Here is a 9,775-nt window from a genome sequence, read left to right as displayed (position 1 = left end):
CCAGATTTAGCGAGATTTTGCTCTTCATTTTCGCACATCACTAAGAGAATTTCATCAGAATTTATAAACACTGGTTTATTCACAAATGCCTCCATATCAAAATATTTAAATACATTTTGAAAAAAACGCCTTGACATAGGTTTTTTTTTTCGGGGTATGGTGTCTATATATTTCATATTTAATGAACGTAGTCAATAGAAAAATTCATAAAATATGAAATTTTGTAAAGGTAAAAATAATTATGGATAACACAATGTTAGAAAAACTTTGGAATTATGGAGATAAAAAGTGATGGCAGCTATTATTCTTTGTCTAAAGAACAAGAGTTTTGAAGAATCGTTAAAACAGCTTTCTGAACTTCAGGTTTTGCTTGATAATAAAGACGAATAAATTGTTCAGATTCTTTTATTAAAAAAGGTGGAATTTCACCAAAAAAATCAATAATTTTTATTAGTTCGTCCGCTCTTATTAATCTAGGTTTTATTGGTTTATTTTTTGCTGAATTATTTAGTATGTTGGACAAAGTAGATGGCAATATCCCTAAGTGTTTAGCCAGCATTTTTTTGCTGCCATGTCCATTTTTAGCTAATTGCTCATTAAGCCATGCCTTTAACTGTTCCGATTCCATAAGAGTAAGGCTCTTTCATGTGATATGAAAAATCAATAAAAAAAAACTGAATTTTTACCTTGATAAAATTCATGAAGTATGAAATTTTATTGTTATGAAAAAAGAACCTGCGTATACCATAATAAAATATTTAGGAGGGGCTGTTAATGTTTCGCGTATTTTGCAGAAATGTAAAGGCGCTGTTTATCGTATCACTTATTCTAAAGAGAAGGGTGGTGCTAATGGATTATTTCCTTCAATTTATCAGGCGCAATTATTAGCCTACGCCCGTGACCATGGGATAGATTTGCGTCCAGAAGATTTTTTTTATCCCGATCGCTTGCAGAAATTAATGCAAGAGCAACACCCTCCATTGTCGAAAATTAGCAAGAGCTGCGGTGTTGATCACACCGGAGAAACTTTGCAGCATTAAGGAGATAAAAATGAGTTCAAATGAAATTTTACCAATAGTAGTTATTGCAATGTTTTTTATCACTGGAGTGATACTGCGATTTGTTTTCTCTTATCGCTGTCAGATTGAAGATCTAAAAGAGCAGGCAAAAAAGATAAAGAGTGAGTTTTCAAAGGAAACTGTAGAGCTTACTCATGAACGTGATGCTGCGATTAAAGAGCAGAATAGAGCAGTTATGGAACGCGATGCTGCGATTAAAGAGCAGAATAGAGCAATTATGGAACGTGATGCTGCGATTAAAGAGCAGAATAGAGCAGTTATGGAACGCGATGCTGCGATTAAAGAGCAGAATAGAGCAGTTATGGAACGCGATGCTGTGATTAAAGAGCAAAATAGAGCAGTTATAGAACGCGATGCTGCGATTAAAGAGCAGAATAGAGCAATTGAAGATTGTAATAATGCCGTTGAGAGACACGATATTATAATTAAAGAACGCGATAAGAAGATTATAACACAGAATCAAATGATCAATCAGTATGATAAGGCCCTTACACGGAAAGATAAAATTGTAGAGGCACAAAAAGCAGATATTCAATCACGTGATGAGGAAATTGAAAAACTTAAACAAGAGGTCATTGAACTTACAGCTAATATTGTAGCAGTTGACCCAACTAAGAAATATGAATTTACTGGTGAAATCAAAGAATACAAACACAATGGTGAAAAAGATGGTTGTACTCATGTTTTGCATAGAATTCGCGCCTTAAGAGACTTTGGCACTGTTAAGAAAGGGGATTTAGGAGGCTGGATAGCGAAAGAGGGAAATCTTAGTCATGAGGATAACTGTTGGGTTGGGGGAGAGGCTATGGTTTTTAGTAATGCTAAAGTTTATTCCAATGCTCAAGTTTATGACAAAGCACAGGCTTATGGAAATGTAGTTATTGGTGGGAATGCTAAGGTGTATGGCAATGCCCATGTTTATGACAATGCAGAGATTTGGGGTTCATCACAGATTTATGAGGATGCCAAAGTTTACGAGTATGCGACCGTTACTCAGAATGCACAAGTTCATGGCAATGCCCAAGTTTATGAAGAGGCATTAATTTATGGCACTGCGAATATTTATGAAAATGCAACTGTTCGTGGTGATGTACGTGTTGTGACAGAAAGCATTGGTGGCGGCACTTTAGTTAATAGTGGAGAAATGCATTCCAGTAATAAAGCTAACTCTTCTGAGAAGAATGGTAAGTGAGGTGATAGAGATGGGCTTAGTAGCAATTATTACGTTTTTTACTACCAATGCGGTTATGTTCTTTTGTGTTATCGCTATGTTCTTTTTTGTTTTGCTCTATCGCAATAGAGAACAAGAGCTCAAAACAGAACTGAAGGAAAAAGATATATTAATTGTAAAGTTAAATATGTCAATTGAAGAGTTGAAAAAGAAAGTACAGGAAAGAAGAGTTATAGGAACCTTTGGAGGTTATGATTCATGAAAAAGAACAAACTAATAAATACTTTTATCTTCTCACCTTAATAGGTGAGAAGATAAGTAAAACCTAATTCCCAATCTTATAAGATTATCATCGTTGATGACTTAATTTTCGAAAAAAGCTGGGCCAAAAGCGAACTTCAAGTGTTTCATGTGGGTCATATGATGAAGTATGTTCTAAGATAAAGATCGGAACGGATAGTTTATCATGATTTTCTGTTTCTATGGAGCGAATTTTTAATTCCCATTGAAAACTATACCCACCATTCACTGTAAATAGGTCAATTCCTCTTTCTAATACGTTGTTTTGGATGACAGGATTTGTTGTAACGGGAGTTATTAAATCGATACATTTGGGAGATGTTTTAAGAATGCTTCTTGGAGAGCTTTGAGAGTATGGATAAGGAGTTGGATAGAATGCTTGAACGAATTCGAAAGGGCTATTTTCATCTATTCGTATATAGTTCATTTTCATTGGTCGGTCTGTGGGGTTTTTGATGGAAAATTCTATGAGAATACCTTCTGGTGATAGATCTTCAGGTTTAAGATTAAAGATCTCAACTTTCATCTTTGGTCCTAAACCTTCTGCTATGTTTTCTGTCCACAAAGTTTCTAAGGAATTTCTTATCATTTGGGGCAGGTCTTTTTTCAATATACTTTGTCTTTTGAATGTTGCGAGTTCTGTTTCAATGTTATTCAATTTATTGTTCATGTTAATTGTAATGTCAGTTAATTCTACAAAATTTTCTTGCATATTTCTCATATCGCTTTCTTCTCCGCTTTGGGAAAACAGTAATTTTATAAAATACGTTTTGTGTGGAGAGGTGCGGTGATTAACACGATTCTTTGTTTTGATCTAGGTACCAAAACGGGGTGGGCGATACGTGGTGCAAGTGGTGACATGTTCAGTGGTACCGTGAATTTTCAATCGCGCCGTTTTGAAGGCGGTGGAATGCGTTACTTGCGCTTTAAGCAATGGCTATCAGAAATAAAACAGACAGCAGGTCAAATTGACGCGGTGTATTTTGAAGAGGTGCGTCGGCATGTTGGTACAGATGCAGCGCATGTTTACGGTGGTTTGTTAGCAACGTTAACGGCGTGGTGTGAACAGCATCAGATACCGTATGAGGGGATACCAGTAAGTACGATTAAGAAAGCGACGACAGGCAAGGGGAATGCATCGAAAGAAGAGATGATTAAGGCGATATGTTCCAAAGGTCATGCGCCTTGTGATGATAACGAAGCAGATGCTTTAGCAATTTTATATTTAGTTAAAGAAAGGGAATTGGGGTATGTCAAATGGTATGCCGTGGATCAGATTTCATTTGTATGACTGGATTAGTGGTACAGATGGAATGACATTGGAGCAACGGGGCGTTTATATAACACTTCTTGTTCGCATGTATGACAAAAAAGCACCAATTAAAACAGATTTTGAAACGCTTGCACGCGCTTGCAATTGCTCGCAAAAAAAATTTGCAACGATTATCGAATATTTAATAAGAGATAATAAAATTATTGAGATAGATGGTGGGTTGTGGAATACGCGCGTTGAAGAAGAACTCAATAACCTCAGTGAAGAGCTAGATAATTTTGCCTTTAATAATAATAAAGAAAAGGAGGTGAAGTATGTCAACTAAGTTAGCTTGGGTTCGTTGTTTTCCTTCTGATTGGGTATCTGATGCTAGTGGAATGACGTCGCATCAAATATCGACTTATATGATGTTGATATTGCTTATGTATAAGAAGAGACAGCCAATTCTTGAGAATGCCTCTATATTAGCACGCATTTCTGGTTGTTCAGTAAAAGCTTTTAATAAAGCGCTAGATTTTTTATTGAGTGATGAGAAACTGATACGTTTAGAAGACGGTCGTTTATGGAGTTTACAGGTTGAAGAGGAACTCAACAACTCTAATGAGAATTTGAATAAGTTTTCAGAGAGAGCGCAGAAGGCAGCGAAGGCAAGATGGGATAAAAATACAAAAGATGCTTGTGATATTAAGCATGATGCTAACAATATGCTTAAGGATGCTAAGCATGATGCTTGTGATGCTATAACAAACAATACAAACATATATAATAAAAAAAATAAAACTAACGTTTTATTAAAAAAAGGAATTGATTTTGAAGATTTAGAAACAATCGATTTGGTTGACGAGCCAATCGAGTGTGATGTTGAAAGCCAATTAGAGCAAACCAACCAATCAATCATTCACGAGCAAGAAAACGTTCCTAAGAAAGCCAAGCGGGTCAAAACCGATAGAGGTTGTCGATTGCCTGCGGATTTTGAACCCGATTGCGATTTTGCGATTAGAGAGGGCTTGCCTCCAGAGCGTGTGAAAGTCGAAATCGCAAAATTTCGAGATTATTGGCGTTCAAAAGCCGGAGCAAATGCAACCAAAATCGATTGGCAAGCAACGTGGAGAAACTGGGTACGAAAGGCAATTGAAGATTTACAAAAAGGAAAAAACTATGGAAAGCCAAGCACTGAAACAACAGAACAGCAGCGTGGATGGAGTTATCGCGTTGCACAGCACATGTCCAATATCAAAAATTCAGATAGTGTGTACAAATTTTTATTCGAGGATGACAACCGAACCACCATTCCATTGGAAGACAGGGCAAAAACCATTGATTGCAGAAGCGGAGAGAATTACCTCATTAGTCCATGATGCATTGCAAAAGCTTGAAAAGAAAGCGACTGAAGAAGAAATTCAAACAACGTATCTTGTCCTTTCAAATGGACTTAAGAGCCCCATGGGATCAGATGAGAAAGCGACAGCGCTTGCGTATCTTTACGCTCTTGAAGGCATAAGCAGCTGGGTATTGCAAACGGCAACAAAGAACGCTTTGAAAGGCAAAGCCGAGGGCTTAAATTCGACCTTTATGCCCTCAACAGCAGATTTTTATCGTTATTGTAAGACGCTTGAAGGCAATATTCGCTTTCATGCAAAGCACATTCTTAGGAGCCTTGAAAAGCCTGAAAAGGGAACAAATCAAAAGGCACCGATGCCATCAGAACGCATTGAAAAGCCTCATAGAAGTCTTGAAGAGGTTTTAAAGGGCATTGAAGGATAAACAGCAAAGTAGTGAAGTTTGCTGATGATTTTGAGAATAGACATGCGTTTAAATTGACAGAAAGGTACCGTACAGAGCGATTTAAAGATTTTGTGATAAAAACCACATTGAAATTAAAAACGCTTCTGTACGGTCCATTTTGAGGCAAATAAACCCATTGGTAAAGTTATGGATTTAGATAGGGGATATTAAACCAGATGTTTTTAAAAAAACGTAAACAGAAAGGGCAAAAAAAGTGGGTTGCAACGGCGGTGGGGCATGCACCATGGGGATTAGGGGTAGCAGAGTATTTTTATAACCTTTACGAATATGATGATGGTATGAGGGAATATGAGGAATTTGAAGGTGGTCAGTATCATGAGATGCCTGAGAATGTTGATTACAGTACCAAGGCTCGAGTGAAAGCTTGGATATACGGTGGTGAATTGCCAAGGAGCGTATTGGGTTTTGAAGCGTTGATAGATGAGGTGAATAGGAAAATCAAAAAACGTGCAAAGAAAGATCGTTTGATTTGTGAGATAACAAATGATGGTGAGAGTGGGTATCCATTGTCTTGTGATGAAATGGACCGTGAATTAGAAAAAGCACTAGATATTCAATTAGGTAGGTATCAAAATGAAAAAAAGTGAAAAAAATAAAAAATACGTATTGACATTAAGGAAAGGTTCGTTTAGAAGGGTTGACAAGTGCTCAAAACACTTAATCGTAAGCGGATAAACCACGTAAGGTTTTTCCCATCTCTTAAAATACTGACTTTCTTTTATGCTATCATTAGCATATAACGATTATGTCGGGTGTGGTCGCACCATACAAGACTCTTTATGAGAAAAGTGTGACGACGGACTTACGACCGTGTTTTGAACACCCGGCGCCCTTATAGGGTTGTCAATTCAAAACCATATTTTCGTAAGGATTAATAAAATGAATTCTAAAGGAAAAAACGAAATTAATATTACCACCGATTTCTTATGTGATTTGTGGATGGCGGTATGTAAAGAAGCTAATAGTGAAAATATTGATATTGATACTGAAAATGAATATCACGTTTCTTTAGTAGAGCTTATGGGGGCTCTTGAGAAAGTTTTGTTTTTTAAATTACAAAACGAAATTCCAAATTTTACAAAAATCTTAGCAATTATGACAGAATTCGGTCAATCCGAACCAATTGAATCAATAGTTTCATTGCTAAAAACTTATAATCCTATTTTTGATAATGTGCATAGCCTAAATGAAGCTGCTTAAATAACACGGGCGCGGCGGGGGCGCCTGCTTTTTAACTTTAGATTCAATAAGATAAGTATCAAAATGAAAAAAGTTAAAAAAGTGTAAAATACATATTGACATCAATCGAATCACTCTGTTAAACGAATCAGTAAGTGCTAGAAACGCTAAAGTTCTCAGCGGATGGGGTTATAATTAATCTCTCTTCCGCAAATTATAAAGTTTTGACTCCATTATGCTTTATAGCATATAAGAGGGAATTGTCGGGTGTGGTTACGCTATACAAGACCCTTATGGGAAAAGCGTAACAACAGGCTGTGAACTGTGTTTCTAGCGCCCGGCATTCTTTATTGTGTGTCAATAGAAACCTATCATTTTTCACAGAGGACAGTACCATGTCACAATATTTAATTAACATAAACCAAACTCAAATCGATGGTGAATTAGTTCAAACCGTAAATGCACGTGATTTGCATGCGTTTTTAGAGGTCAAAACCAGTTTTAAAGATTGGATTATTCGTCGTATTAAAGAATGTAAATTTAAAGAAGATCATGACTTTTGCTCTTTTTTGAGCGAAAGTTCAGGAGGTCGTCCTTCTAAAGATTATGCTCTTACATTAGACATGGCAAAACACCTTTCAATGATCGAGCGTAATGATAAAGGGCACGAAGCAAGAGAGTATTTTATTGAATGCGAGCGGCGTGCAAAGCAGGCAGCAACACCACAACAAATCGATTACTCAAGTCCTCAGGTAATGTTAGGTGTATTAACTCATCTAAAAAATGAAAATGAACGTAAAGACATCATCATTGCAGAGTTAAAACCAAAAGCAATAGCTCTTGATGGTCTAAAGCGCTCGGATGGCTTGTTTGGTATTATAGAGGCAGCAAAAATATTGGAAGTAAGGCCTAAGGATTTAACAGATTATTTACGAGCACATGATTGGGTTTACAGAAGAGCGCCTGGCGCCCCTCTGTTACCCTATCAAGATAAGATCAAAAAAGGTCTTATGGATTGTCCTGTTATCACTATTCAAAAAAACGATGGTACAGAAAAAACAGTACCATCAACAAAGATAACGTCTAAAGGACTAGCATATTTAAGAGAAGAAATCCACGGAAATATGCAATAATTAAAAAAAAGCCGCGTCCTTTAAGACACGGCTTTTATTATCAAAACAGCTAGCGATCTAAATAAACGATTAAAAGAAATAACCGAAATATAAAAGAACATCTCTTTATTGCACAAAACGTATCAAAATGCAAGCTGTTAAGTAAAATAAAAATGGGATTCATACTGTAGATTCAGTGTGTTATGATAAATTCTGTTTGTAAAAATACACCATAATGTGTTATACTACCATCAGTTGTGAGTTATGTTTTGTTCTAAGTACTATTTCCATTAAAGGACAGAAAGCAAATGCTTAATAAAGTGATGTTAATTGGCTATTTAGGTGCTGATCCCGAAAGCAAAACAATGAATTCTGGAGACGAGGTGGTCAATTTTCGAATGGCAACGTCTGAGAGCTATACAGACAAGGCAACCAATAAGAAAGTAGACAAAACCGAATGGCATTCCATTGTGGTGTTTAATCCACATCTTGCAAAAATAGCTCTCCAGTATCTGAATAAGGGCAATCGAGGGGCGACTACAAACCCGTAAATGGCAAGATAAAAACGGTGTTGATCGCTATGTAACAGAAGTCATATTGCCTCAGTACAAAGGCGAATTAAAGCTTTTAGATGGCAAAAATGATGATAATCAAGATCAGTCATCTGCTTATGACAGAAGCATTTACAGACCTCTTGATACGCCCCATACCGTTATGAATGACAGTGTTCCTTTTTAAATAAAAGGCGGTGTTATGAAAAAAAATAAAAAGAGGGGACGCCCTAAAATTAAAGGGCAGGTAAGAGAACCAAACGGACGTATATCACGTGCAAAAGCACCGCGTGAAGCCGTTGATAAATTGGCAATAGAAATGCGTGCAAAGTGCTTTGGTTTAACGCTACAGGAAGCAAAAAATCCGCTCTCTGGTACCTATATCGGGCGGCTTTGTTTACAAGGCGTGCTTACACAAGAGCAATATGACGCCGCGCAACAGTACCTACAGATAAGAAACGATTACCTTTGTGCAAAAGGCTTGCCTAATGCGATTTATGACGAAATGCCGTCATCTTCAGATGATAAGGCAAGAGATAAATGGGTAGCATTTGCAACAGAGCAGTTTATCAACACGCAAGAGGCACTAAAAGAAGCCCAATGCCTCTATAGACAGTATAATCTTTATGCAGCACTACAGTACCTCGTGGTAGAAGATCAAATGCTACCATATCTTGTGAATTCATTACGTGTTTCTCTTAATGCTCTTCAGAAACATTTTGATCGTAAATGACAATCTCTATTACGGTTTCATTATATTGTATATCGTTTGTAAGTTTCTGCAAAATTCAATGGATTCCTTTAAACCTTTATGATCATTTGTTTTCACTTGATATACTAGGTTATTTACTTGTTCTTTTCTGAAATCGTAACGCTTAAGAAATTTTTTTGCATAATAAATCATTGGATCCTCGTTATCATTGACCACGTCGTATGCCCACATCAAATCGCTTTCACTCCAATCATATTCATCGCGTAAACGCTTTATTACATTGGGTAGATCCATTTGCGACATCTCCTTATTATAATCACCCCGCAATATACTCACAATGGATGCACAACCAACAACTAATATGTGACGATACAATATATATTCCTGTTTAAAAAACGAATATTCTGTGCCCATGATGAGTGAAAGTTCTTCTGCTTTGCGTATCTTTTCAGAATGCATAGAGCCAATATATGATTCACTTACGTATTTGTTGTAAAGTTGATTATACTTCTCTTTAGTATCTACACTTGTAAACATACGCGTCAATTTGTCTATAAATCCAAATGACGCTGATGCAGGTAGCGCTGATATA

Annotated in this window: 14 protein-coding genes and 1 pseudogene; 12 read left to right on the top strand and 3 right to left on the bottom strand. The window is 36.6% G+C overall.

What is annotated here, in order from left to right:
* Positions 1–301 precede the first annotated feature (301 nt).
* Positions 302–628 carry an XRE family transcriptional regulator gene (locus ACFIK0_RS08560; protein ID WP_375663820.1) on the bottom strand — a complete coding sequence of 109 codons (327 nt, stop codon included), beginning with the start codon at positions 626–628 and terminating at the stop codon, positions 302–304.
* 94 nt (positions 629–722) lie between these two features.
* Between ACFIK0_RS08560 and ACFIK0_RS08555 the strand changes: the two genes are divergently transcribed.
* From ACFIK0_RS08555 to ACFIK0_RS08545, 3 genes are read left to right on the top strand one after another with little or no spacing between them, the layout of a single operon-like run.
* A complete protein-coding gene (locus ACFIK0_RS08555; RefSeq protein ID WP_375663819.1) occupies positions 723–1,040 on the top strand; it encodes a hypothetical protein in 318 nt (105 codons plus the stop codon).
* A 10-nt stretch (positions 1,041–1,050) separates the two neighbouring features.
* Positions 1,051–2,271 carry a hypothetical protein gene (locus ACFIK0_RS08550; RefSeq protein WP_375663818.1) on the top strand — a complete coding sequence of 407 codons (1,221 nt, stop codon included), beginning with the start codon at positions 1,051–1,053 and terminating at the stop codon, positions 2,269–2,271.
* 10 nt (positions 2,272–2,281) lie between these two features.
* Positions 2,282–2,512, top strand: a complete 231-nt coding sequence (locus tag ACFIK0_RS08545) for a hypothetical protein (RefSeq protein WP_375663817.1) — start codon at positions 2,282–2,284, stop codon at positions 2,510–2,512.
* 87 nt (positions 2,513–2,599) lie between these two features.
* Here ACFIK0_RS08545 and ACFIK0_RS08540 read toward each other — a convergent pair whose 3' ends face one another.
* Positions 2,600–3,271, bottom strand: coding sequence for a hypothetical protein (locus ACFIK0_RS08540; RefSeq protein WP_375663816.1), 672 nt, complete (start codon positions 3,269–3,271; stop codon positions 2,600–2,602).
* A gap of 66 nt (positions 3,272–3,337) precedes the next feature.
* Here ACFIK0_RS08540 and ACFIK0_RS08535 point away from each other — a divergent pair, with 66 nt between their 5' ends.
* From ACFIK0_RS08535 to ACFIK0_RS08495, 9 genes and pseudogenes are all read left to right on the top strand, one after another.
* Complete coding sequence (locus tag ACFIK0_RS08535; RefSeq protein WP_375663815.1) at positions 3,338–3,841, top strand: crossover junction endodeoxyribonuclease RuvC; 504 nt, start codon at positions 3,338–3,340, stop codon at positions 3,839–3,841.
* Complete coding sequence (locus ACFIK0_RS08530; protein ID WP_375663814.1) at positions 3,801–4,148, top strand: DUF1376 domain-containing protein; 348 nt, start codon at positions 3,801–3,803, stop codon at positions 4,146–4,148. The genes ACFIK0_RS08535 and ACFIK0_RS08530 overlap by 41 nt, the downstream gene beginning before the upstream one ends.
* The gene (locus ACFIK0_RS08525) at positions 4,138–5,181 is read left to right on the top strand and encodes a DUF1376 domain-containing protein (protein WP_375663813.1); all 1,044 of its coding nucleotides are present in this window, start codon (positions 4,138–4,140) and stop codon (positions 5,179–5,181) included. The genes ACFIK0_RS08530 and ACFIK0_RS08525 overlap by 11 nt, the downstream gene beginning before the upstream one ends.
* A complete protein-coding gene (locus tag ACFIK0_RS08520) occupies positions 5,141–5,587 on the top strand; it encodes a hypothetical protein (RefSeq protein WP_375663812.1) in 447 nt (148 codons plus the stop codon). Before ACFIK0_RS08525 ends, ACFIK0_RS08520 begins: the two co-directional genes overlap by 41 nt.
* A gap of 197 nt (positions 5,588–5,784) precedes the next feature.
* Entirely contained in the window at positions 5,785–6,216 is a 432-nt protein-coding gene (locus ACFIK0_RS08515; protein ID WP_375663811.1) for a hypothetical protein, read from the top strand.
* Positions 6,217–6,508: 292 nt separating this feature from the next.
* A complete protein-coding gene (locus tag ACFIK0_RS08510) occupies positions 6,509–6,829 on the top strand; it encodes a hypothetical protein (protein ID WP_375663810.1) in 321 nt (106 codons plus the stop codon).
* A gap of 374 nt (positions 6,830–7,203) precedes the next feature.
* Positions 7,204–7,941 (top strand): antA/AntB antirepressor family protein, encoded by a 738-nt coding sequence (locus ACFIK0_RS08505; protein WP_375663809.1) that lies wholly within the window; start codon positions 7,204–7,206, stop codon positions 7,939–7,941.
* 287 nt (positions 7,942–8,228) lie between these two features.
* Positions 8,229–8,658, top strand: a pseudogene (gene ssb, locus ACFIK0_RS08500) (single-stranded DNA-binding protein).
* A 15-nt stretch (positions 8,659–8,673) separates the two neighbouring features.
* The gene (locus tag ACFIK0_RS08495; protein ID WP_375663808.1) at positions 8,674–9,204 is read left to right on the top strand and encodes a hypothetical protein; all 531 of its coding nucleotides are present in this window, start codon (positions 8,674–8,676) and stop codon (positions 9,202–9,204) included.
* 9 nt (positions 9,205–9,213) lie between these two features.
* Here the strand turns inward: ACFIK0_RS08495 and ACFIK0_RS08490 are convergent, their stop codons facing one another.
* A complete protein-coding gene (locus tag ACFIK0_RS08490; RefSeq protein ID WP_375663807.1) occupies positions 9,214–9,774 on the bottom strand; it encodes a hypothetical protein in 561 nt (186 codons plus the stop codon).
* Position 9,775: the final 1 nt, after the last annotated feature.

The organism is Bartonella sp. CL63NXGY (assembly GCF_042194905.1).
Lineage (GTDB): Bacteria > Pseudomonadota > Alphaproteobacteria > Rhizobiales > Rhizobiaceae > Bartonella.
This window is presented reverse-complemented; position numbering and strand designations above follow the sequence as displayed.

Coding starts and splice junctions, on each gene's coding strand:
- ACFIK0_RS08560 (WP_375663820.1), bottom strand. CDS start 628: ATGGAATCGGAACAGTTAAAGGCATGGCTTAATGAGCAATTAGCTAAA.
- ACFIK0_RS08555 (WP_375663819.1), top strand. CDS start 723: ATGAAAAAAGAACCTGCGTATACCATAATAAAATATTTAGGAGGGGCT.
- ACFIK0_RS08550 (WP_375663818.1), top strand. CDS start 1,051: ATGAGTTCAAATGAAATTTTACCAATAGTAGTTATTGCAATGTTTTTT.
- ACFIK0_RS08545 (WP_375663817.1), top strand. CDS start 2,282: ATGGGCTTAGTAGCAATTATTACGTTTTTTACTACCAATGCGGTTATG.
- ACFIK0_RS08540 (WP_375663816.1), bottom strand. CDS start 3,271: ATGAGAAATATGCAAGAAAATTTTGTAGAATTAACTGACATTACAATT.
- ACFIK0_RS08530 (WP_375663814.1), top strand. CDS start 3,801: ATGTCAAATGGTATGCCGTGGATCAGATTTCATTTGTATGACTGGATT.
- ACFIK0_RS08525 (WP_375663813.1), top strand. CDS start 4,138: ATGTCAACTAAGTTAGCTTGGGTTCGTTGTTTTCCTTCTGATTGGGTA.
- ACFIK0_RS08515 (WP_375663811.1), top strand. CDS start 5,785: ATGTTTTTAAAAAAACGTAAACAGAAAGGGCAAAAAAAGTGGGTTGCA.
- ACFIK0_RS08510 (WP_375663810.1), top strand. CDS start 6,509: ATGAATTCTAAAGGAAAAAACGAAATTAATATTACCACCGATTTCTTA.
- ACFIK0_RS08505 (WP_375663809.1), top strand. CDS start 7,204: ATGTCACAATATTTAATTAACATAAACCAAACTCAAATCGATGGTGAA.
- ACFIK0_RS08495 (WP_375663808.1), top strand. CDS start 8,674: ATGAAAAAAAATAAAAAGAGGGGACGCCCTAAAATTAAAGGGCAGGTA.